Annotated in this window: 17 protein-coding genes, 6 tRNA genes and 1 rRNA gene; 12 read left to right on the forward strand and 12 right to left on the reverse strand. The window is 60.4% G+C overall.

What is annotated here, in order from left to right:
• Positions 1-67 precede the first annotated feature (67 nt).
• The 4 genes from WMO64_RS09870 to WMO64_RS09885 are packed head-to-tail and all read left to right on the forward strand — an operon-like array spanning position 68 to position 10,448.
• Positions 68-3,619, forward strand: a complete 3,552-nt coding sequence (locus WMO64_RS09870; protein WP_349231862.1) for a tubulin-like doman-containing protein — start codon at positions 68-70, stop codon at positions 3,617-3,619.
• 43 nt (positions 3,620-3,662) lie between these two features.
• The gene (locus WMO64_RS09875; protein ID WP_349231863.1) at positions 3,663-5,639 is read left to right on the forward strand and encodes a hypothetical protein; all 1,977 of its coding nucleotides are present in this window, start codon (positions 3,663-3,665) and stop codon (positions 5,637-5,639) included.
• Positions 5,632-9,933: a hypothetical protein gene (locus WMO64_RS09880; RefSeq protein ID WP_349231864.1), complete on the forward strand. Its 4,302-nt coding sequence runs from the start codon at positions 5,632-5,634 to the stop codon at positions 9,931-9,933. The genes WMO64_RS09875 and WMO64_RS09880 overlap by 8 nt, the downstream gene beginning before the upstream one ends.
• A gap of 59 nt (positions 9,934-9,992) precedes the next feature.
• Entirely contained in the window at positions 9,993-10,448 is a 456-nt protein-coding gene (locus tag WMO64_RS09885; RefSeq protein ID WP_349231865.1) for a hypothetical protein, read from the forward strand.
• A gap of 72 nt (positions 10,449-10,520) precedes the next feature.
• Here the strand turns inward: WMO64_RS09885 and WMO64_RS09890 are convergent, their stop codons facing one another.
• The gene (locus WMO64_RS09890) at positions 10,521-10,964 is read right to left on the reverse strand and encodes an Hsp20/alpha crystallin family protein (protein WP_349231866.1); all 444 of its coding nucleotides are present in this window, start codon (positions 10,962-10,964) and stop codon (positions 10,521-10,523) included.
• Between the two features lie 562 nt (positions 10,965-11,526).
• Here WMO64_RS09890 and WMO64_RS09895 point away from each other — a divergent pair.
• The 5 genes from WMO64_RS09895 (at position 11,527) to WMO64_RS09915 (ending at position 16,926) form a co-directional block, all read left to right on the forward strand.
• Positions 11,527-12,405 (forward strand): LysR family transcriptional regulator, encoded by an 879-nt coding sequence (locus WMO64_RS09895; protein WP_349231877.1) that lies wholly within the window; start codon positions 11,527-11,529, stop codon positions 12,403-12,405.
• Between the two features lie 163 nt (positions 12,406-12,568).
• A complete protein-coding gene (locus WMO64_RS09900) occupies positions 12,569-13,477 on the forward strand; it encodes a zinc-dependent alcohol dehydrogenase (RefSeq protein ID WP_349231867.1) in 909 nt (302 codons plus the stop codon).
• Entirely contained in the window at positions 13,452-13,631 is a 180-nt protein-coding gene (locus tag WMO64_RS09905; RefSeq protein ID WP_349231868.1) for a hypothetical protein, read from the forward strand. Before WMO64_RS09900 ends, WMO64_RS09905 begins: the two co-directional genes overlap by 26 nt.
• A gap of 45 nt (positions 13,632-13,676) precedes the next feature.
• Entirely contained in the window at positions 13,677-15,596 is a 1,920-nt protein-coding gene (locus WMO64_RS09910; protein ID WP_349231878.1) for an FAD-dependent oxidoreductase, read from the forward strand.
• Between the two features lie 124 nt (positions 15,597-15,720).
• Positions 15,721-16,926, forward strand: a complete 1,206-nt coding sequence (locus WMO64_RS09915) for an MFS transporter (RefSeq protein ID WP_349231869.1) — start codon at positions 15,721-15,723, stop codon at positions 16,924-16,926.
• A gap of 347 nt (positions 16,927-17,273) precedes the next feature.
• Here WMO64_RS09915 and WMO64_RS09920 read toward each other — a convergent pair whose 3' ends face one another.
• Positions 17,274-17,552: a hypothetical protein gene (locus WMO64_RS09920; RefSeq protein WP_349231870.1), complete on the reverse strand. Its 279-nt coding sequence runs from the start codon at positions 17,550-17,552 to the stop codon at positions 17,274-17,276.
• 397 nt (positions 17,553-17,949) lie between these two features.
• On the reverse strand, positions 17,950-18,177 hold the full coding sequence (locus WMO64_RS09925; RefSeq protein ID WP_349231871.1) for an Arc family DNA-binding protein: 228 nt from the start codon (positions 18,175-18,177) through the stop codon (positions 17,950-17,952).
• A gap of 315 nt (positions 18,178-18,492) precedes the next feature.
• Between WMO64_RS09925 and WMO64_RS09930 the strand changes: the two genes are divergently transcribed.
• Complete coding sequence (locus WMO64_RS09930; RefSeq protein WP_349231872.1) at positions 18,493-18,762, forward strand: hypothetical protein; 270 nt, start codon at positions 18,493-18,495, stop codon at positions 18,760-18,762.
• Positions 18,763-18,927: 165 nt separating this feature from the next.
• Here WMO64_RS09930 and WMO64_RS09935 read toward each other — a convergent pair whose 3' ends face one another.
• Together WMO64_RS09935 and WMO64_RS09940 are read right to left on the reverse strand one after the other, a co-directional pair.
• Positions 18,928-19,359, reverse strand: a complete 432-nt coding sequence (locus tag WMO64_RS09935; RefSeq protein ID WP_349231873.1) for a hypothetical protein — start codon at positions 19,357-19,359, stop codon at positions 18,928-18,930.
• 456 nt (positions 19,360-19,815) lie between these two features.
• Positions 19,816-20,307 carry a hypothetical protein gene (locus WMO64_RS09940; protein ID WP_349231874.1) on the reverse strand — a complete coding sequence of 164 codons (492 nt, stop codon included), beginning with the start codon at positions 20,305-20,307 and terminating at the stop codon, positions 19,816-19,818.
• 341 nt (positions 20,308-20,648) lie between these two features.
• Here WMO64_RS09940 and WMO64_RS09945 point away from each other — a divergent pair, with 341 nt between their 5' ends.
• Positions 20,649-20,915: a hypothetical protein gene (locus tag WMO64_RS09945; protein ID WP_349231875.1), complete on the forward strand. Its 267-nt coding sequence runs from the start codon at positions 20,649-20,651 to the stop codon at positions 20,913-20,915.
• 454 nt (positions 20,916-21,369) lie between these two features.
• The gene (locus tag WMO64_RS09950; RefSeq protein ID WP_349231876.1) at positions 21,370-22,239 is read left to right on the forward strand and encodes a tyrosine-type recombinase/integrase; all 870 of its coding nucleotides are present in this window, start codon (positions 21,370-21,372) and stop codon (positions 22,237-22,239) included.
• A gap of 116 nt (positions 22,240-22,355) precedes the next feature.
• Here WMO64_RS09950 and WMO64_RS09955 read toward each other — a convergent pair.
• The 7 genes from WMO64_RS09955 to WMO64_RS09985 all read right to left on the reverse strand — a co-directional run bounded on the left by WMO64_RS09955 (position 22,356) and on the right by WMO64_RS09985 (position 23,268).
• Positions 22,356-22,431: transfer RNA gene (locus tag WMO64_RS09955), tRNA-Thr, on the reverse strand.
• A gap of 26 nt (positions 22,432-22,457) precedes the next feature.
• Positions 22,458-22,534, reverse strand: a tRNA-Asp gene (locus WMO64_RS09960).
• 39 nt (positions 22,535-22,573) lie between these two features.
• Positions 22,574-22,649 (reverse strand) — tRNA-Trp (locus tag WMO64_RS09965).
• A 3-nt stretch (positions 22,650-22,652) separates the two neighbouring features.
• Positions 22,653-22,729: transfer RNA gene (locus tag WMO64_RS09970), tRNA-Ile, on the reverse strand.
• A 68-nt stretch (positions 22,730-22,797) separates the two neighbouring features.
• Positions 22,798-22,873, reverse strand: a tRNA-Asn gene (locus WMO64_RS09975).
• 41 nt (positions 22,874-22,914) lie between these two features.
• A 5S ribosomal RNA gene (gene rrf, locus WMO64_RS09980) occupies positions 22,915-23,030 on the reverse strand.
• Between the two features lie 163 nt (positions 23,031-23,193).
• Positions 23,194-23,268: transfer RNA gene (locus tag WMO64_RS09985), tRNA-Glu, on the reverse strand.
• Positions 23,269-23,270 lie beyond the last annotated feature (2 nt).

Raw genomic sequence — 23,270 nt, forward strand, 5'->3', positions numbered from 1 at the left:
CCTCCGGCGGCCTGCCGCAGACAGAAGTTATGGCCAGCACCACACCATTACTACAGGAGGGAATGACATGGGCAAAGAAATCATCAAGGAAAACATTGTGGACGCCCCCACCTTGTTCATCGGCATCGGCGGCACCGGCTGTGACATTGTCAAGCGGGTGGCTGAGATGTGCCGTCCCGCCGAGACGGAGAACATCAACTTCGCCTGTCTGGACACCAACGTCAACGACCTCTCGGCGGTGGCCAAGAGCCGCGCCCATATCTACTACGTCCAGACCTCCAGCACCCAGACCGTGGGAGACTATCTGGACTACGACCGGGACGCCCTGGAGCACTGGTTCCCCAAGAACGCCGTCATGTACGACAAGACGGTGTCCGAGGGCGCCGGACAGGTGCGGGCCATCTCCCGTCTGGCCCTGAACGCCACCATCAAGACCGGCCGCATCCGCCCTCTGTACGACGCCATCGACGACCTGTTCCGCAAGGACGGAAAGGCCCTCAAGCAGGCCATGCGCATCATCATCGTGTCCACCGCCTCCGGCGGCACCGGCTCGGGCATCGTGCTGCCCCTGGCCATGCTGGTGCGCAATTATGTCAATACCAAGTACACCAACACCTCCCTCATCGTCCGCTCGGTGATCCTGCTGCCCGAGACCCTAGACAGCGTCATCGACTCCACTGCGGAGCGGGAGAGCCAGCGCCGCAACGCCTACGCCACCATCAAGGAGATCAACGCCTTCATGATGAAGGGCTCCGGCTTCATGGACGTGGGGGACAGCGAGCTGAGCCGGTACCGGAACCTGCACATCGCCTTTGCCATGCCCGGCACCGACGAGCTCAAGTGTCTGTCCCTGCTGCCCTTTGACTTCTGCTTCCTGATGGACGGCCAGAACGCCGAGGACACCACCATGATCAGCCTGGACCAGTACAAGGCCCAGGCCGCCCAGGCCCTGTATGAGCAGAATATCGGCCCCATGCAGAAGAACGCCTTCTCCCTGGAGGACAATATCATCAAGGAGATGTCCAACCCGGGCAACTTCGGCCGCAACCGCTTCGGCGGCATCGGCGCCGGCCTGATCCGCTATCCCTACGACGAGATCGCCGACTACATCGCCTACGGCTGGGCCAAGGCCAGCATCGGCGGCGAGGGGGAGGCCGCCAAGTGGTCCAAGTATGACCACGCCTTTGAGGTGGCCAAGCGGGAGGCCGTCAAGAAGGGCCTGTCCCAGAGCGAGACGCCCACCCGGGGCCAGGTGTACGTGGACAAGCTCCGGGTCTCCACCGACAATTTCTCCAAAGACCTGAACGCCCGTTTCCTCCGGGACGCGGACAAGCGCCTGCGGCTGTTCTTCAAGTCCCTGGAGGACGAGATGGTGGCATCCCTGTCCACCGACACGGCCATCCGCGGCTGCCGGGACGCGGCCAACGCCCTGGCCGGCGAGATCGACTACACCGACGAGAACAACAAGGGCCACGCCACCGAGAACAAGGACAAGCTGCGCACCTATGAGGTGGTGCTCCGCGCCAACGCCAGGAAGGTGGCGGCCAACGCCGCCGAGGCTCTGTTCATGAACGAGGCCAAGACCATCAATGAAAAGCGGCCCTGCACCCTGGAGTTCCTGCTGAAAAACGCCTTCGGCGAGGTCTGCCACCCCAACGCCGCCCGCTATATGCTCTACATGGCCCAGATGGAGATGGAAAAGCGGGTACGCACCGCCAGCGCCTACCTGAACAACGTCATTCTGCCCCGCCTGCAGCTCTACGCCCCCGACGCCTACGACACCGGTATGTTTGACCACGAAAAGACCAAGCAGACCGAGGCCAACCTGGACGATCTGTGTGCCGCCGAGCAGGACCCGGACAAGCGCTCCCGCATCCCCCTGTTCTCCGGCGGGGATACCAAGTTCTACGAGAAGCTCAACGAGCTCTTCCCCGACTACCACAAGCACATCCGGGAGTTCGGAGAGTACACCGCCAAGCTGGAGGCCTACACCTTCGGTTCTGAGTATCTGAAGGACCTGTGCAATATGTACGAGCGCTTTTTCTTCTCCTTTGGCGAGAAGGTCCAGGCGCTGGAGCGCAGGCAGGAGGACATGGTGGACTCCCTCAAGTTCCGCAAGGGCGACTCCACCTACAACGTCTGCGCCACCAAGAGCCTGTTGGACGAGCTGGTCCGCTCCACCGCACGCCAGAGCGAGGAGGGGGCCATGCTGGAGTCCGAGCTCAACGCCCAGATCTTCGACGCGGTCAAGTCCAACGTGGCCTTTGAGCGGGACATCCGCAACGCGGACATCGTGGAGAACGACCTGAGCATCGACATCTTTGACGACATCCTGCTGGGTTACTTCAAACGGGACGTGCGCCGCAAGTGCACCTCCATCGACGTGAACATCATCGAGGCCATCGCCCTGGAAAACCGGCTCCTGGCCCGGCTGAAGATGCGGGATGAGCAGCAGGGCAGCGATGAGAAGCTCATCGACAAGGTGACCAACGAGGAGAACCTGCGGCACATCCGGGATGTGATCGCCATGGGCGCCCGGCTGGCCGCCCCCAGCATCCAGCGGCTGCGCAATGAGGAGGCCCGTGAGGTCAGGCTTTGCGCCTACAACAAGTCCCTGACCGATATGCGGGCCTACCGCATCACCGAGCTCATCCCTAAGGGCGCCGCTGTGGACACCATCTCCCGCTATGAGCTCCACTTTTTCAACGCCCTGTACAACCTGACGCCCGACAAGCTGAGCAAGTTCGCCTGCCGCTCCAAGACCGAGACCGGCGAGAAGGACGCGGGCCTGTACCACAACGCCTATGTGTCCTACTCCCGCAACATCGGCCCCGACTCCACCAAAAACTCCTCCATCTCCACCCACATCGACAAGCGGTGGGACTCCCTGTCCGCCATGCCCGAGCTGGACTTTGACTTCCAGAAGCAGCAGATGATGAAGATCCACCAGGCCCTCATCTACGGCCTGATCCACCGGGCCATCACCCACCGCTCCCTCTCCACCGCCGCCAACGGCAAGAAGGTCTATAAGTACGAGAATTCCGACGAGCAGTACATAGAGATGATCGTCTCCAACGGCACCCTCTGCGACGAGTTCTACGAGATTCTGGACTCCCTCTACATCAGCCCCGCCGTGGTGGAGGACATGGAGAAGATTAAGCAGATGAAGCGGACCCGGGACAAAGTGCGCAATTCCAGCTATGCCGACACCAACTTTGCCAAGGACCTGAGCAGCTTCTGTATCGAGACCCTCCATGACGGCCCCACCAGCCTCTTCGAGATCCCCGTGGCCTACTACAACTCCCTGCCCAGCAGCCTGCGCTTTGTCAACGAGATCTTCGGTCTGGTCAACGCGGTCATCCAGACCTTTGAGGACGAGCTGGCCGAGTGGGAGAGCCCCAACGACGCCAAATTCATCCTCTGCGACCTGCTGAAAAAGCAGTTTATGCTGCTGATGGACAACTTTGAGCGGTACGATTCTCTCAGCCAGAACAGCAAGACCTCCGAAAACCCGGTCATCGACATCATCTACCGCCGGGTGAAGGCCGCCTTCTCCACCGCGCCCGAGCCGGACGACTACGAGCAGGCCCTGGAGGAGATGAAGGCCAGGATCCGCTGATGGCGTGCCCGGCTGTACGCCCCGGAGAACGGAGGTGAATGGAGTGTTCACTGTCGTAATCGCGGAAAAAGAGCATATCGACAGTATCCAGGAATACCAGGTATTCCTGCGGCCCTTTATTGACGAGACCCGGGTGGCCTTCTGCCGGTGGCTGCCCGGCGAGGAGACCCTGGCCGACACAGTCCCCCAGTTGAAGGACTGCGTGGCCCGCCGCCAGGAGTGGCGCGTCATCGTCCTGTGCGACGAGCGGGGACTCCACAACCAGAACCCCTTCGACGTGGTGCCCTTCTGCCCTCCGCCCCGGGAGGACAGCGGCCAGGAGGATGAGGCGCCCTATCTGGAGCGGCTGCGGCAGGCCAAATTCGAGGCCTTTGCCCAGGCCGCCCGGCAGCCTCTGACCCGGCTGATGACCCACCTGTGCCAGCAGCCCCTGGTGACCGGGGGCAGGAACAATGCCGCGTCTGACCCTGAATTTGCCGAATATCTGGCGGAGAGCGCCCGCAAGCAGGAGCTCCGCCGGCAGATCGTGGGGGACGAGACGCTGGACATCTCCCTCCCCCAGGAGATCATCTGTGTGGCAAAGCGCACCTATACCCGCCGGGAGGACGACATCAACACCGCCTGGACGCCCCACGAGGATATCCAGTACTCCAGGTTCTACGACTGGAACCTGTACTTTGACAAAATGCGCTATCTGTTCTTCGACATCCTGCCCAAGGGCCACCAGAACTACGAGTCCGACTATATCCGCTTTCTCTACTCCCTGCTCATTCTGGCCAACAACGACACGCCCTCCGGCGCGCTCCGGCCCAACCGGGTATTCCGCCTGAGCTGCGACAACGACGAGGAGGCCCTGGGGCGGCTGCTCTCCCTGTACGACGCCAAGCTGTCCAAAACCAGCGACATGCTCACCGCCCGCATCGGAGAGATCCAGTCCCAGGAGCGGGAGCGGCTGAGCGACCGGGACGCCAAGCAGATCTTCTGCGCCAATATCAATGTGCCCGTGACCTTTTCCCAGGAGATCGACCGGAAGGGTCTGTACGCCAAGCCGGAGAAGCTGGGTCTGTCCACCGACTGCCCCACCGACGAGCGCAACGCCTGGGACGGGTCCTACCTCACCTCCCACAGGACTCTCCAGCAGCTGCTCAAGCAGCCCCGGCGGGCGCTCAAGAGCGCTGTGACCGATCTGCGCCGGCTCAATCAGGTGGATCTGAACAGGGCCTGGAGCCTCAACGAATTTCAGGCCGAGGATGTGGCGGAGTACACCAGTGAGGAGGAACTGCGCATGGTGTCCACCGTCACGCCCGACCTGTGCGACATCGGGCGGTATCAGACCGCCATGGCGGACCACTGCCGGAACGTCCACCGGAAGATCGAGACCCGCATGACCAGAAAGACCACTGTGGCGCTGGGGGTGACCTCCCTGGTGCTCTATCTGCTGGGCTTTCTCCCCCTTCTCTCCGGCAACTTCTCCTCCCCGGAGCACCGGCTCTGGGCCCTGGTCCTCATGGGCGGCGGCACCGTGCTGCTGGCCGCGGTGGCCCTGGTGTGCCTGTTTTTCCTCCGGGACGCCCTGCGCCAGCTGTATCACGCCTTCAACCGCCTGATGTACGGCATCAGCCTGGAGCTGGACAACTCGTCGGCCCAGTTCTCCCAGTACCTCAGCCACGCCTGCAACATGATGCGCGGCTTCAGCGTGCTGAATTTCCGGGCCCAGAGCGGCGACCCGGACGCCCTGCGGGTCCGGGTGCTGAAAAAGCACATGGCGGATATCCGCCGGGCCCGGGAGGAGCTGCGGTCCGTGTTCGGCCCCTACCTCTGCCAGTGTGAGCTGGACAACCCCGACGCCGTGGACGTCTATCCCTATGACTTCTCCCGGGCGGTGGACTTCCCCTACCCCATGCCCTATACCCCCGGGATGAGGTGCCAGATCGAATTCATGCAGCCCGGCAACTCTGTGCAGGTGCCGGTGGACTTTGTGAAACGCATTACCGTCAGGAGGGAGGAGCTGTATGATTGATACAGTCATCAGGCTGCTGCTCTTTCTCCTGTGCCTGCTCCCCTTCCTGCTGCTGGCCCTGTTCAACGCAAAGGCCAACCTGAAGCGGCAGTTCCGGGACAGGCAGTTCCCCATGCCCCTGCTGGCCCTGCTGTACTGCGGGCTGCTGCTGATCCTGCTGGACCGGATCACCCCTTTCCTGGTGTGGCTGGTGGGGCAGGTCCCCGCTCTGCTGATGGCCGCAGGGAATGAGATCTCCCAGTGGTTTGACGGCGCTCTGAGCTGGCTGGGCGGCGGCCTGCACAGCCTGGGCCAGGCGCTGGAGTCCCTGCTGGCCCGGACCGACGGGGCCTATGTGGGCCTGTTTGCCGGCAGTGCCTTCTTCATGTTGGCCCACATCATACTCAAGCGGATCCTGATCTCCATCTTCCAGGTCCTGTTCCGGTCGGGCGGAGAGGTCCACGACTTCTGTGTGGAGCCCTTTTACGAGAAGGACGAGGAGAGCGGCTTCTGGTGCGTCCGTCCCCACTGCGGCCAGGCCCGCACCTTCCTGCGCACCATGTACGCCGCGGCCCTGGTGCTCTCGGCGGCCCTGGTGCTCTTCTCCTGCGAATTGTACCGGGCCGGGCTGCTGTCTGCCCCCTTCTACCCCGTGTTCGGCGTGCTGGTCCTGGGCGAGGTCTACTTCTCTGTTGACGGCCTGACCCGCAGGGAAGTGCGGGAGCGCCTCACCGGCGAAAAGGACGACGCCAGCAGCATCCGCAATTACGTGCCCCTGCGGCAGGTGCTCTCCAGCCTGTTCGGCGACAAGCTGGGGGCGGAGCGCACAACGGTGGACAACGGTCTGTTCGGCGCCCGCACCCACGACGAGCTGCTCCACGCCCTGGAGGAGAGCGACGACACCAAGGTGGAGGCTTACGGCCGCTTCATGCGCCTGAAGATGAAGAGCGGCTTCCAGCTGGACCACAACTACCTGGCCTCTGGTCTGGAGCTGCTCCAGGGCCGGAGCATCCTGTTCAACAACCCCTTTTATTACGACCTGATCCCCTACATCTTCTACCCCATGAACCGGGTCATGCTGCGCCGCAGAAAAGTGCTCATCGTCCTGGGACGGCATGACGTGGAGGAGGACGCGGCCGCCTGGTGCGGCGCAGGTCTGACCGCTGTGACCAATATCCCCGGCATGTGGACCATCGGGGTCCTCACCAGCGCCCCCCAGGAGCTGGACGTGGGCATTGTCAGCCGCTCCAGCGTCCACGACCTGGCCCTCCACGAGGCCAACGAGGACTTTTTCCGGCAGGTGGAGTTTGTGGTGGTCATGGAGCCCTCCAAGCTGGTGACCACAGCCCAGATCGGCCTCAACTCCATTGTCCGCCGCTGCGGCGAGGAGGGCCGGCGGCCCACCTTCTGCTCCATGGACAAGAACTGCGACGGCCTGCTGGACACCCTGTCCCACCTGCTGCTGACCAGCCTCACGGAGGTCTCCGCCACGGAACACCACCGGGGCGTCTCCTCCTACATGTGCTGGGAGGCCGACGGCGACCACCTCCAGCACCGCCTGCTGCCCAACCTCTCCCGCTATCTGGGCCTGGGCACCGAGCTCTCCTTTACCGCGCTGAAAAATCAGGTCTCCCAGACCCAGTGGTATGGCGGCGAGGCATTCCCTGTGGTGGATATGCACTGGATCGCCAAGCAGTACTACTACGACCTGCTCCACTACGCCGACCTGCCCACCACCCAGGACACCATGGACGCCTGCTTCCAGGTCTCCCCCAACCTGTGGAACGCCCGGCGGCTGCCCAACCAGTTCCTCACCGTGGAGGACGAGTCCTGCAACATGTTTGAGATGAAGCGGGTCTTCTCCACCCGCTCGGAGAATCAGGGCTTTGTCAACATCCTCTCCCCCGAGTACCTGCTCCGGGACTATATGGAGGACAACGACGGCATCTTCAGCGCCGACCCCAAGGCCATCCCCTGCATCGTGGCCGACTACGCCCCCACCCCCCGGAACGTGATCCTCCGGCTGTGCCTGCGGATGAGCGCCGGTATGGTCAGCACGTCCGAGATCCGCCGGGAGCTGATGCTGGCCGACCTGGAACACGAGGTCCTGCCCGACAGCCTGTGGGACGGCATCTGCCGGTGCTGCCGGGGCGGGGGCAGTCTCCGGCCCGGCAGGGAGGGCCGGCTCACGCTGGTCTTCCCCCGGGGAACGGGCGAGGCAGTATTCGGTCCGGAGGTCCTGTGCGCCCGAAAGAAGTTCTCCATGGACACCGGCCGGATGGAGACCTTTTACTCCATCACCGACCCGGCTTTTATCTCCCTGCTCCTGGGCGACCTGCAGAACGCGGGCTACATCGCCGAGGATGAGCGGGGCGCCCGGCAGTATCTGGGCACGGAACTGCGGGGGCATGTGTTCCAGAAGTACCTGCCCGGCCAGTTCTTTACCTTTGGCGGCAAGTATTACGAGATGCTCCGGGTCACCAGCAGCGGCCAGGTCCTGGTCCGCCGCGCCGCCGACCACATCTCCGGCCGCCCCGCCTACCGCCAGCTCCGCACCTACCGCATCTCCAACCTGACCGACTCCCAGACCATGGGCGACCGGATGGACATTGCAGGCCTCCACATCACCAAGCAGTACGCCGACATCTCCGTGGAGACCCCCGGATACTGGAAATTGAGCGGATACAGCCGCTTCGCCTCGGGCAGCACGGTCTCCGTCAACGGCGTGCCCCAGCGGCGCTACCACGCCAAACAGCTGCTGCGCATCGACCTGCCCGACCGGGATGACCTGCTCACCGACAAGGTCTGCGGTACAGTGGCCCTCCTGTTCAACGAGGTTTTCCGCACGCTCTTCGCGGAGAACCAGCCCTATATCGCCGCCGTGGTCCCCGGCCAGGCCCAGGCCCCCGTGACCTACAGCCTCCACGTGGAGGGCAAACCGCCCCAGGGCAGCCGCTCCATTTATATCATCGAGGACAGCCAGTTGGATCTGGGCCTCCTGGTGGCGGTGCAGCGGAACCTGGACAGGATCTTCTCCATCATCTGCGACTATCTGGACTGGCATACCGCCGCTCTGGAGGCCAGTCTCAACCCGCCGCCCCAGCCTCAGCCCCAGCCCGCCCCGCCGGAGCCCCAGCCCCAGGCGGAGAAACCCGCCTCCTTCTGGAAGCGGCTCAGGGACAAGATCGCCGGCTTCTTCACCCGGCTGTTCCGCCGCAAGCCCAAGGAGCAGGAGGAGCCCGGGCCGGACTCCGGGGAGGTCCCGGAGCAGGCCCCTGTGGCCGCGCCTGAGCCGGCGCCCCAGCAGGAACCTGAGGCCGCCCCTGTGCCGACGGCGGAGCAGCCTCAGGAGCAGGCCGAAGCGCCCGATTCCCGGCGGGAGGAAGAGGAGCCTGTGGCCCACCTCAGCTCGTCCGCATCCTTCTCCTTCGAGCCCGACCAGGCCAGGGCGGAGAGCGGCTCTCGCCTGGAGCGCAAGCCCTATCACCTGCGCTACTATCTGCTCTACGGCGGCACTCAGGTGCCTGAGCAGCTGGATGTGGACGGCACGCTGGACTTTCTCCGGGCGCTGGGCTTTGGCGGCAGCGGCCTCAAGCAGGCCCGGGACGGCCGGGATACCGCCGAACAGATCAAGTCCGGCAGAATGACCGACCTGGCCGGCGCCCGGCGCTGCGACTTCTGCGGCGCCATTCTGACGGGCACGGAGTACGAGGTCCTGGCCGACGGCCGGGAGCGGTGCATGCCGTGCAGCAAAACCGCGGTAAAGACCGAAGAGGAGTTCCGGGAGATCTACCGCACCGTTGTGGAGAACCTGAACGTGTTCTTCGGCGTAACCATCTCCGCGCCAGTCCGTGTGGAGATGGTCAACGCCAAAAAGCTCCACCGGCGGCTGGGCAAGCGCTTTGTGCCCACCGGCGATTTTGACGGCCGGGTGTTGGGCGTGGCCATCCGGAGCAAGGACGGCTACTCCATCCTGGTGGAAAACGGCGCGCCCCGGATGCAGTCCACCATGACCATCGCCCACGAGCTCATCCACATCTGGCAGTACCTGAACTGGGACCAGAAGGAGATCCTCCGTCTCTACGGAAAGGACCGGCAGCTGGAGATCTACGAGGGTATGGCCAAATGGGGCGAGATCCAGTACATCTATCTGATCGGGGAGCCCGAGGCCGCCAGACGGGAGGAGCTGAACACCCTCATGCGGGATGATGCCTACGGCAGCGGCTTCCGGCAGTACGTGGAGCGGTATCCCCTCTCCACGGAGATCCAGCTGAAGGGAGAGACGCCCTTCCTGGACAAGCACCGGCCGCTCTAACCCCCGCGTCCGCCCAAAAACCGCCCGGGAACCCACCACAACAGGAGGAAAACCGTCCTATGAGACAGAAAATGATCCGTCTGGCCGCTCTGGCCGCGGCCGCCGTCCTGACCCTCTGCCTGCTGAGCGGCTGCGCCTCGTCGGGCGTGAAGAACACCCTCTCCCGGTTTGAGGCCGCCTGTCAGAACCTGGATATGGAGGAGATGCTGGCCTGTGTGGACCCCACCGTCTCGGGCCCCATCCTCAGCGCCATGGAGCTGCTGGGGATCGAGGACACCAGCGACACCCTGGACCGGCTGGTGGCCGCGCTGGGCCTGTTCGGCGACGCGGGGCAGCGGACCGAGGAACTGCTCCAGTCCATCCGTATCACCCCCCGCTCCTACGACTTCAACAGCGCAAAGGACAGCTGCACGGTGGACGCCGACTTCAGCTGGGACGGCAGCGAGGCCCAGCCCGTGACCATCCGTATGGTCCTCAAGGAGGACGTCTGGTATATTTCCGGGCTCTCCCTCTGAGCCCTTCCCCCGAGACACAAAACAGGGGCGCCGCCGCTTGCGCGGCAGCGCCCCTGTTCTCTTTTTACCGGATTACCCGATGGCAATCGTGGAGCTCTTGGGCAGCTCCTGCTTGCCCTGCTTGGGCATGGACAGCTTCAGGATGCCGTCCTCATACTTGGCGGACACATCCTCGGGCTTCACATCGCCCACGTAGAAGCTCCGGCTGCATGCGCCGGCGTAGCGCTCCTGACGGATGTACTTGCCCTTCTTGTCGCTCTCGTCCTTATCCAGGCCCTTGGCGGCGCTGACGGTCAGGTAGCCATCCTTCAGGTCCACGTTGATCTCATCCTTCTTGAAGCCGGGCAGGTCGATGTCCACCTCGTAGGTGTTCTCGGTCTCCCGCACATCGGTCTTCATCAGGTTCTTGGCGTGCTTGCCATACAGAGGGCTGCGGCCGTTCCACACGGGGAACATACCGAAGTCATCATCAAAGAAATCATCAAACAGGTTCTCACCAAAAATGCTGGGCAACATAAGTCATTCCTCCATTCGTATCACTTATTCTTTGCCCTGCGGGGAGGAACCTTTTGGGCTCCTCTCTTGGAACAACTATGTTATAGCACCACGGTTTAGCGCTGTCAATAGGAGACTGCTAACGTTTACAAAGGATATCATGTTTGTTCATAAAATATGCGATTTCTCCCGCCGGGCCCAAGGAGGGTATAGGCTCCGATAATTCCGCACAGCGTTAAAAGCTCTCCCTCGATATGGCGGCGTTGACCGGGCCGTCCGTTCCCCCTCCAGTCCCCCGCAGCCCCGGCCTTTCGCTGTTTGCAATCCGCCCCCTTCCCTGATATAATTTTTATAAAATCCACCGGGCGTGGAGCGCGCCTGTAAAATGCAGGGGCCTCATTGTTGCAGAATACAGACCGACTCATACCGGATCTGCATGGTTCCCCATAAGTGGGCCCGTCCGCTCCGGGCTTCGCGCCGAAGGGGCGCAGACCAGGGGGCTCCGGTCCGGACGCGCCTCCTGCGGCCCCGTCCGCCCTGTGGAACGGCGTGATATGCAATGAATATTCAGAGGTGATGTGTGATGACAATTGAAATGCTCCAATATTTCATCTGCACAGCTTCTTATGAGCACTTCTCCCGGGCGGCCCAGCACCTGTTTATCTCCCAGCCCAATCTGAGCTGGCAGATCGCCAAGCTGGAGGAGGAAGTGGGGTGCAAGCTCTTTGTCCACCAGGGGCGGGGAGTCAAGCTGACGGACGCGGGAAAATATTTTTATGAGGCCGTAAAAAACGTACCGGACCTGGTCGCCGCCGCCTGCGAGGGCGCAAAAGCCAGAGCGCAGCAGCTCGACAGCATCTCCATCGGCATACTGGAGGGACAGCTTCTGAACAACGCCCTGGCCGTCATTCAAAGCCAGTACCCCTCCGTCCGGTTCAGAATCGAGAAGAGCAGCTTCCGTAGCCTCCGCAACGGGCTGCAGAACGGCCTGTACGACATCATCATCACGCTCACGTTCGACGTCTCGGAAATGAAGGACATCACCTGCCTCACCATGCCCTCGGGAAACAGCGTCATCGCCATCAACCGCTTCAATCCCAAAGCGTCGGCCTGTATGGACGTCCTGAAGGGGCTGGAGGAGGAGACGCTCCTTGTCATCTCCCCCGAGGAGTCCCCCATTGGGTACAGGCACACCATGCAGATGTGCCGGGACTTGAATATCCCCCCCAGCCGCATCCAATACGCGTTTTCCATTGAGGAGCTGCTTCTGGGCGTGGAGACAAACGCCGGATATGCTTTTGTTGACAACACCATCCAGTTGCAGCAAGATCCCAACATCTTCTTTCTCCCCATTGGGGAAGGCGTGGGCAACGGGATCTGCGTTGCATATAAAAACAGTTCTGCCAGCAAGCTGATCCAGGAGATCGCAGACGACATGTCCAGATTCTTGACAAAAGCATAGTGTCCCCCCGAGGGTTGCCGCACCTGCGCAAGGTGCGGCAATTTTTTGTTCCCCGCGCCTGATCTATTCCGTTTTTACATGGATGGCCGCCATACGGAATTGGACATCCCGCCGGAAATATGGAAAGCTATTGTTATCCAATTAACGAAAGGAGTCCCCCCCTATGAAATGCGCGGTCTTTACCGGAAAGCAGGAGATGACCATCGAGGAACGCCCTATTCCTGTCCCCGGTCCCGGTCAGATGGTGGTCAAGATCAACTACTGCGGCATCTGCGGCACTGATGTGGAGGCCTTTAACCACTGCACCGGCACTCCTCCGGCTCCTCCCATTGTCCTTGGCCATGAAAACGTCGGCACCATCTATGCCATCGGCCCGGACGTCAAGGGCGATTTCAAGGTGGGCGACCGGGTGCTGTGCGGTCCCCCCAAGGCCTGCCCTGAAATGTGCCCCGAGTGCCAGCGCGGACTCACCAACCTGTGCCTGAACGGCTTCCCCCGCACAAACGGCATCGGCGGCCCCGACGGCGGCTATTCCCAGTACATGCTGGTGTGCCATGCCAACAATACCATCATCGTCAAGGTGCCGGAGGGCGTGGACCTGAAGGACGCCGTGCTTTTTGACGTGATCTGTGTCTCCCTCCACGCCATCCGGAAATCCAAGTTCCGCATGGGCGACAATGTGGTCGTAAGCGGCACCGGCCCCATCGGCCTGGCCGCCATCCAGCTGCTGAAGGCCGCGGGCGCCGGCAAGATCGTGGCCCTGGGTACCAATCCCGCCAAGTGGCCGCTGCTCCAGGAATATGGCGCCGACTATTTCGTCAATGCCAAAGAGCTCACCGGCGACGACCTGCGCAACGAGGTCCAAAAAGTGCCTGGGCGGCCAGCTGGCCCACGTGGGATACGAGTGCGCCGGCAATTCTTCCTCCATCGCAAATCTGGTCTACTCCTGCGTGAAGCCCGGCGGCCAGGTCATGATCGCCGGCTCCTCCATGGAGCCCATGCCCGTGGTCCCCGGCCGCTACCAGATCACGGAGATCGACATCGATATGTCCTTCATCTACACGGAAGATGAGGTGGAGATGTATCTGACCCTGCTGGCGGGCAACAAGATCAGGTTCCCCAAGATGGTGACTTCCGTGGTGAGCCTGGAGGACTGCGCCGAAAAGGGGCTCCTGCCCGAGGGCAGACGGGGCCAGATCAAGATCTTGATCGATCCTTCGCTCTAAATTAAGAGATACGTGTTCTTAATAACAGGAGAAAGGAATTTGGATATGCGATTCCCCCATGTAATGACCCCCATGCGGGTCGGCCCTCAGCTCTTCCGGAACCATATTGTCTGCGGCCCGTCCAACATCCACAGCGCCACCCATGGGGAGCTCTGGCCCATTGAAGAGGCTATGAGATACTGGGAGGCCCGGGCCCGGGCCGGCGCCGCCGTGGTCACGGTGACCGGCGCAAGCGTCACCCCCGGGTTTGACAACGGCATCCATCTGAGCTGGGATCTGTACGTAAAGAATCACACAAAAGCCATCGCCGAATTGGCCAACCGGATCCATTTCTACGGCGCAAAAGCGTCGATGGAGCTGCTGGGCGTGTTCCCGGAAGACTACGCGGTGAGCGACGGCGCCCGCCTGCTCAGCGGTATGCCCGGCCGGCAGGTGCCCGTGTCCGAGATGGAGCGTTTGAAGGGGTACTTTGTGCAGGCCGCCGCAGCCCTGAGAGACGCCGATTTTGACGGCGTGCTGCTCCATTTCGGCCACAGCATGCCGGTGGCCCAGTTCCTGTCCCCCTTTACCAACAAGCGCACCGACGAATACGGCGGGGACACCGATGGCAGATGCCGCTATTGCTGCGAGATCATCAAGGCCATCCGCGCCGAATGCGGCCCCGGCTTCTTCATTGAGGTCCGGTTCTCCGGCACGGAATTTCAGGAGGGCGGCATTGATATCCCGGAGGGCATCCGCATCGGCGAGCGCTTCCAGGCCGCCGGCGCCGATCTGCTGCAGATCAGCTGCGGCATGCACAATCCCACCTGGATGACCTGGACCCATCCCTGCAGCTACCTCCCCCCTCTGCCCAACGTCTACATCGCCGAGGCCTTCAAAAAATCCGGGAAGTTCCATGTGCCCATCGGCACCGTGGGCGGCATCCAGCAGCTCTCTGACGCCGACGCCATCATCGCAGACGGCAAAGCCGACTATGTGGTGATCACCCGGGGCTTTATCGCGGATATCGACCTGATCAAAAAGGCAAACGAGGGGCGCAGCGACGATGTCGTCCCCTGCATCAAGTGTATGCGCTGCCACGACAGCGCCATCTACGGGGAACATGTGCAGTGCTCGGTCAACCCCACCGTCGGCATCGGCCACGTGATCGATGAGATGGTGCGGCCCGCGGCGCGGTCCAAGCGCGTGGCCGTGGTGGGCGGCGGTCCCGGCGGTATGGTGGCGGCCATCGTGGCCCATGACCGGGGCCACAGCGTCACCCTGTTCGACGACAGCGACCAGCTGGGCGGCGCTCTCAAGTTCGCCGACTACGTCTCGTTCAAATACTCACTGAAGAACTACAAAGATTTTCTCGTGCGCCAGGTCGCAAAGCGGGGCATCGACACCAGGCTGAACACAAGGGTCACGCCCGCAGACCTGAAGGACGCCGGCTATGACGCCATCATCGCGGCTGTGGGTGCGGACATTGTGAACCCGCCCATTCCCGGCATCACCGGCAGCAATGTCATGACAGCCGTCGACAGCTATGGGCACGAGGCGGCGCTGGGGGACAACGTCGTGATCCTGGGCGGCGGCCAGATCGGCTGTGAGACCGCTCTCCACCTGGCGAAATCCGGGCAGACCGTCACGATTCTGGAGATGCGGTCTGAGCTTGCGCCCGACGCCTCCCCCACCCACCGGGATGAGCTGCTGCTGGAGATCAGCAAGACGCCGAATCTGCGCGTGCTGCTGGACTCCAAGTGTCTGGAGGTCCGAGACGGCTCCGTGCTCTATGAGCACATGGGCGCATCCAAGGAGGTCGGCGCCAGCTTTGTCCTCAACGCGCTGGGCATGAAGGCCCGCACCGCTGCTGCCGACAGCTTCATCGGGCTGTCTGACGAGTTTGCGGAGATCGGAAACTGCGTAAAGGCACGGACCGTCGAATTTGCCGTCCGCGAGGGCTATTTTGCGGCAGTCAACCTGTAAGGGTTCCCTGCTTCCGCAAACGCGGTAAACCCCACCCCATCAGCGGGCTGCAGCACAAGAACAGGAGGGCCGTGATCGTACGCCCTCCTGTTCTTGTAATATTGATACGGAGAAGAGGAGAAACATGGACAAGGTGCGTTCAAAATTTTGGTTCAAGGCCATTCTTTTTGCCGTCATCGGCCTGGCCTTTATGATCCCCCAGTACACCCAGTATCAGATGTCGCCGCTGGCCGGGCAGATCATGGAGCGGTACCATCTCTCTGTGGAGCAGTTCAGCAGCATCTTTACCGCCGGCATGGTGCCCGCCATCTTTTTGAATCTGATTGCCGGATCGCTGTCCGATAAGTACGGCGGGAAAAAAATTATCACCGTTCTCTTTGTCGTCTCGGTCCTGGGCGCGGTCTCCCGTATTTTTGCCACCGGTTTTGTCACCATGTGGGTCAGCATGGCCGCATGCTGCTGTGTTGCGCTGGGGTTCAATGTAAACGCCATCAAGATCGCCGCCTCGATTGTGGGCGTTGAGAGATCGGTAGCGCTGGCCGGCGTGTTCTGGGCGCTGTCCAGCTGCTCCCTGACGGTGGCCACCGCTACCAGCGCCTATTTTCCCAGCATCGACAGCGCCTTCTGCTTCAGCGCGGTCATTATGGTGGTGGTGGCTGTGCTGTTCACCCTCATGTACAAAGACGCCGCCCCCAAATCCAGCCTTCAGGAGGCGGATGCGGAGCGGGTTCCCATCTCTGAAAGTCTCAAAGTATGCCTGTCCACCAAAGAGGTCTGGATCAGCGCGATCATCATGTTCTTACAGCTGGGGGGCTACGTGGGGCTGACCACATTTCTGCCCACACAGCTTGCAGACAACGGCCTGTCTGCAATTTCCGCAGGTTGGGTGGCGTCTGCCCTGACGTTTGGCAACGTGATCGGCTGTCTGGCTGCTCCGGTGGCCGCCGGAAAGCTGGGAAGGTCCAAGCCTCTGATGCTGGCCGTGGCCCTTGTCTCTGCACTCGGCACCGCCTTTGCCTGGCGGATCGAGAACGCGGCCCTCGTCACCGTCGCATACCTGGTCACCGGGATCGCAATGGGCTGCTATACGCCGCTGATGCAGTCCGTCCCGCTGAACATCGAGAAGATCGGCACCAAGTATTTGGCCACCGCAAACGGCCTGATCTGCACGCTGCAGCTTCTCGGTGCGGTCGTGCTCTCTTCCTACATTCTGGTTCCTATCACCGGCGACAATTTCGGCCTTCTTTTCACGTTGATCGGCGTGTGCTATGCGATCACCTTTGTTCTGGTCCTGGGGTTAAAAGAACCCATGTGCGGCAGCGCAAAATAGAAATTCTCTTTTATCCGGCGGGCTCTGATTGACCCATAGCAAAAAAGCTGGACCACCCAGGCGGTGGTCCAGCTTCATTTTATTCCTGAAGATAAAAGGAAAAGATCCCAAACGGGCAAATCAGCACTCGAGCTGTGCCCGGTGCACGCATATGGACACTTCATCAGGGACCAGGCCGCGCAGTCAAAAACAGCCGTCAGATAAAACATGATCTGCCAGATAATTGCGGCAATGCTGATGGCGGGGACTTTCACGTCTACCACAAACAGGAACCGTCTGACGCCTTTGGACAGGCAGACGGCGTAAGCAGAGGGCAAGAAACTGCCAACACACGGAGCCCCCGCTTGTCATTCTAAGCAGAATAAAACATATAGAAAAACTCCCGAAATCATTAGATTTCGGGAGTTTTTGGAGCTGCTACCCAGATTTGAACTGGGGACCTCATCCTTACCAATTACTTTTTGCACATTTTCCATTTTACCGGTCTTTTGCTCGTTATCGCCTCTTTCCCTTGCGGCGCAAGGATTTGCCGTTTTTTCTTTTCTCTGCTTTTGCCTGCTTGCATCGGCATTTTTGAACTTATTCGGGGTGCCCGTCTGGTTTTTGTCTGGGTTTCTATCTGCCACCCTGACCGCTGACCTCATCCCTATACGCCCAAAAACCAGACATAGGGCTGCACACTTGCTTTCGACACCATTCTATGCTATCCTGACCTTGGCGCTGCCAGACAGCAGCGGTCAGCCCTCTTGACGGAGGGCAGCTTCTTTGCTCTCCGATCTTCGGAAAGGAGGGCTGCCCATGAGTACATCCGAAGTTCTTCAACTTTGTTTGGTCATCATTGGTATTTGCAGCCTGTTTATTCAGGCAAAAAAGAAGTGACCGCCGGCACCCTGACAAGTACGGCGATCACATCAAGTAGTTTGTAAGGGCTGACCGATACAGCAACTCGGCAGCGCCTCTTTCTATATTCATTATAGGCCGTTTCGGCCACGCTGTCAAGCCCTGGGCACCTGTGCTTAGGGCTTATTTCATGCCCTCCGCAGGCCCTCCAGCAGTCGCACAAGCAGCAGAATCCCGCTCCATTGCCTCTGATATGGCCCGATTGATAAAGCCGTTCACGCTCTCACCGTGGGCCTCTGCGTGGGCCTGAACCGCTTCATACTTCTCCCTCTCCATGCGAACCCGGGCGACCGCAAATTTCTCCATATATGCTTTCTGTGCCCTCTTTTGGGCTTCTGTTTTTTCTGCCATACTTGCCTCCTCTCTGGGGATGCAATAAATGACGGCACATCCTCCATTATGCTGTTATTATACCACAAAAGGCAATCTAGGCATAGATATAAAACAACCAAATATAGGCCTAGATATTTATATGCTCTGTCAATTGCTATCTATGCCTAGATATGCTATAATTCATAATGTCAAGAGGAACAGGTCAAGTCAAGGTGGATTCCAAGAACACAAGGTTAGACCGGAACGGGATACGGGAGATTGAGACGCACTGAGCAGAACGCTATGCCGTAAGGCCCCCCGGCACTTGACCCCAGTTAACAGGAGGTTTACAGTATGAGCAGCTACGAACTTGAAGGCAGAATCCGGGAGCTGCGACAGCTCCAGAGCCTCATTGAGGAGGCCCAGGCCGAGGCGGAGGCCATCAAGGACACAATCAAGGCCCACATGGGCGACGCTGAGGAGCTGCGGGCCGGTGAGTATAAGGTCACCTGGAAACCTGTAACATCCACCAGAGTGGACACTAAGGCTCTGAAAGCCGCCGCCCCTGAACTGGTGGAGCGATTTACTAAGGTCACCACCGCCCGCCGCTTTTGCGTGGCGTAAATAACTTCACCCCTGCTAGATTTAATGAGCGGCTTTCCTGCTGAGGTAGGAAACCCGCTCGTTTTTATGTGTCCAAATCGGACACACCACCAAATCGGCAAGCGTTTGCCGATTTGATTGCCTTGTGCTCTGGTCTCACCGCCAAAAACGACAGCGCTGTCGTTTTTATTTTCTTTGTGATGATGACCAAGCTTTTTTATTGCTTTCAGCCTCTCCCGTCATCCACTCTTTCATAATCTCGTCGGCCAGGCGGGTATACGCTTCTTTTCCAACCCAACTACTAATTGTTACGTCGCCATATTTCCATAATTTAGCTACTTGTCCCGCATCTACGTCCGCCCCAATTACCAACTTTTGCACAATATCTCTTTTAATTAGCTTAGGCCGCTCCGGGCTTCTTGAATGAATATATTCAATTCCGCCTATATTATGTCTTATTGCCGCAATCCATGCCCTGGCATCATACGACGCAACCCGGCCCGATGTACATCCGCTATCGTATCTTGCTTCAAGCAGCCAACACCCAGAGCTAAAACACCTTTCAATAACCGTCTGCAATCTGCGGCGGCTTCTTCTTAGCTCTTTCAGGCTTCTCATTGTCTGCTCCCCTCTCCTCATTGCCAACCTATCAGAACGATTTTTATAGTTGAATCATCGTTTTTTTGAAAACGGCAAGCGCTTGCCGTTTTGTCTTTCATCCCGTACGGCCCTTGCCGAGCGGGTGGGCGGACACCTGGTCCAGCTCCGGGCAGTCCTGGAGAACGGCCAGACGGGCCGACAGCAGGCCGCCAGAGGGCCATGGGCAGGGGCCGGACGGCTCCAGCGCGGCGCGGTACGCCTCCTAGGGCAGCTCTGGCCGCGTGGATAGGTGGGCACCTGGCCCCAACTCCGGGCGGTCAGGAGGACGGCCAGACGGCCCACCAGCGGGCCGAGCAGAAGGCAGCGTGGCCGGATACTTGGCAGAGGCCGGGCAGCTCCAGGGCGGTGCGCTGTGCCTCCCTGGGCGGCTCTGGCCACGCGGATGGGCTGGCATCTGGTCCCGGCTCCGGGCAGTCAGCAGAACGGCCAGACGGGCCGACAGTGGGTCACCAGAGAGCCACGGGCCGGATGCCGGGCAGGGGCCGGGCAGCTCCGGCGCGGTGCGCTGCGCCTCCCTGGGGCGGCTCTGGCCGAGCGGGTGGGCACCTGGTCACGGCTCCAGGCGGTCAGGAGGACGGCCAGACGGGCCACCAGTGGGCCGGGCTGAGGGCCACGGGCCGGATGCTTGGCAGAGGCCGGGCAGCTCCAGGGCGGTGCGCTGCGGCTCTCTGGGCGGCTCTGGCCGCGCGGATGGGCGGGCATCTGGTCACGGCTCCGGGCAGTCAGCAGGGCGGCCAGACGGCCCACCAGCGGGCCGGGCTGAGGGCCACGGGGCTGGTGCTGGGCAATGGCCGGATAGCTCCAGGGCGGTGCGCTGCGGCTCCCTGGGCGGCTCTGGCCGGGTGGATGGGCTGGCACCTGGTCATCACGGCTCCAGGCGGTCAGGAGGACGGCCAGGAGGGCCACCAGCAGGCCGGACGCTTACCAGATGCCGGGCAGCTCCGGCGCAGTGCGCTGCGGCTCCCTGGGGCGGCTCTGGGGTTGCCTATGTGTCCCGCTCGGACACAATCAGCGCCCGCACAGTCCTTCAAATCCGCCCACGTCGGCGGATTTTGGGCGGCTCTTGGCGGTGCGCCGTGTCCTGATTTACCGTACACGGATTCACCGTACACGAAGAATTAGCCACAACAAAATAACATGGAAACAAACTAATAAACAAATACCCCTAAAGCCCCCTGAATGGGGCGGGTCACCATATTCGTGACCCCCCTGGGCTGGGCTGATGGCCACGGGCCGGATGCTGGGCAATGGCCGGGCAGCTACGGGCAGTGTGCTGCGTCGCCCTGGGCGGCTCTGGCCGAGCGGGTAAGAAGTACCTGGTCCCAGCTTCGGGCAGTCAGGAGGACGGCCAGACGGCCCACCAGATAACAGCCTCTATGGAAACTTTGGTGGGGCAGCTTCTTTATAGCTTTTCAACTCTTAACGAAATGGGGCAACAAGAGGCTATTCGCCGTGTGGATGAACTAACAGAAGTTCCTAAATATCAACGTAAAAATTCATTGAATAAAAAATAAAACCCGCTCGGAGCTGCAACTCCAAGCGGGCAGTGCGCACAGTCCCACACATCCAAATATAGGCCCTGTATGCCTTCTTATTGTATCACACGGGGCCGGGAAAGGAAATGATTTTATGCCTTCCACCCGGAAAATGACCAACAAGGCCGGGGAATCCTTCTACGAAATCCGGGTCAGCCGTGGGCGGAGTGCTGCTCCCCTGTCTATGCGGTGGTATCCACCCGCAGGCTGGAGCCAACGGGCCATAGACCGTGAACTCTGCAAGGTGGCCGCCGACTTTGAGCGCCGGTGTCAGGCTGGGGAAATCCTTAGCCGGTCAGAGCAGCACGAGCGGGAAGCTGAGGCCAGGCGGGCCGCTGCCAAAGTCCAGACCTTGAAGCAATACAGCGAGGGCGTTTTTATGCCTGCCAAGACCGTTTCTATTTCAGAGAACAGCCGAAGCAGCTTCCAGGGGATGCTTGAAAAGTGGGTCTATCCCGCCCTTGGAGATTTGAAACTCCCCGACATTACCCCCGCCAACATTTCCGCCCTGCTGCTGTCCATGCAGGCCAAGGGCAAGGCCCACGCAACCGTGGTAAAGTGCTATACCATTCTGAACAGCCTGTTCAAAATGGCTTTTCTGTCTGATACCATCCCCAAGAACCCCATGCACAAGGTGGAGCGCCCCAAGCCCAGGAAGGACGAATCCCGGCACGATGAGGTAGAGGCCTACACCGTGGATGAAGTACGCCATATCCTAGCCTGTCTGGACAAGGAGCCTCTCAAATGGCGGGTGCTGGTGCGGCTGCTCATCGACACCGGCATCCGCCGTGGCGAGTGCTGCGGCCTCCAGTGGAAGAATGTAGACTTCCAGGGAAACAGCGTCACCATAAGCGGCAATCTCTGTTACACCCCTCAAAAGGGCGTATACCTGGACACCCCCAAGAACGGGCGAAGCCGTACCGTTGATGTTGACCCGGATATCATGTCTCTGCTGCGTGCCCTACGCTCTGAGCAAGCCGCCCAGGCTATCAGCTCCTATGTTTTTACCCAAGACGGCAGCCCGGAGCCTATGCACCCCCAGAGTCCAACACGCTATATGAAGAAGTTCTCCCAGCGCTACAACGTCCCAGACCTTCATCCCCACAAGCTGCGCCACACCTTCGCCAGCATTGCCATAACGAGCGGGGCAGATGTGGCCAGCGTATCTGAAAAACTGGGCCACAGTGACAAGGCCGTTACGCTGCGGATGTACACCCACGCTGACCAAGAAAGCATTAAGCGGGCAAGCCAGATTTTCCGGGACGCCCTCAAACAGGACACGAAAAAAGCCGGGCAGGGTTGACCTGTCCGGCTCCGTTTTTTGCCCCCGTCTGGGTTTTTGTCTGGTTTTTTTCTCGGCTCAGTCCGCCGGAAGAAAAAGTAAAAAGCCCCAAAGCCTTGCGGCTCTAGGGCTTCATGTGGAGCTGCTACCCAGATTTGAACTGGGGACCTCATCCTTACCAAGGATGCGCTCTACCGACTGAGCTATAGCAGCATGTCAGGCGCGATTGCACCCAACAATGGCGACGCGGAAGGGACTTGAACCCTCGACCTCCGGCGTGACAGGCCGGCGTTCTAACCAACTGAACTACCGCGCCATCTTTTTTATCAAAGACAGCGGTCGCTGTTATGATTTCTGGCAGGGGCAGAAGGAATCGAACCCTCGGCACGCGGTTTTGGAGACCGCTGCTCTACCAGCTGAGCTATACCCCTGTGTGGTGGGCCTTCACGGGCTCGAACCGTGGACCGACCGGTTATGAGCCGGCTGCTCTAACCAACTGAGCTAAAGGCCCATATGCCGTCCACTGAAAAGAAAAACGGCTTGCCGTCACGGCGTTCGTGGCGGCAAGCCACTTTATTTTGGCTCCCCCTGTTGGACTCGAACCAACGACAACGCGGTTAACAGCCGCGGGCTCTACCGACTGAGCTAAGGAGGAATATAAAAGGGCCCGGTCTGGTCAGACCAGACCCTTCTTTGTGTTGGCGTTACCTATCTTTCCGGGCCGTCTCCAGCCAAGTATTTTCGGCGCAGGTGAGCTTAACTGCCGTGTTCGGGATGGGAACGGGTGGACCCTCACCGCAATCAACACCAACTTACTTTTCTTTGAAAAGAAAAGTAAGCAAAAGAAACTTTCATTAACTTTCTTTTCCTTACCGTTCTCTTCAACGATAAAGTATTCTATTCTATTTTCTTCTCACTGTCAAGAGAAACTTTTAAAGTTCTCTTTGCTTTCTTTCTCTTTCAAGAGAAAGAAAGTGGTGACCCGTGCGGGAATCGAACCCACGTTTGCGGCGTGAGAGGCCGCCGTCTTAGCCGCTTGACCAACGGGCCTT

The organism is Pseudoflavonifractor intestinihominis (genome assembly GCF_040096055.1).
GTDB classification, from domain to species: Bacteria; Bacillota; Clostridia; order Oscillospirales; family Oscillospiraceae; genus Pseudoflavonifractor; species Pseudoflavonifractor intestinihominis.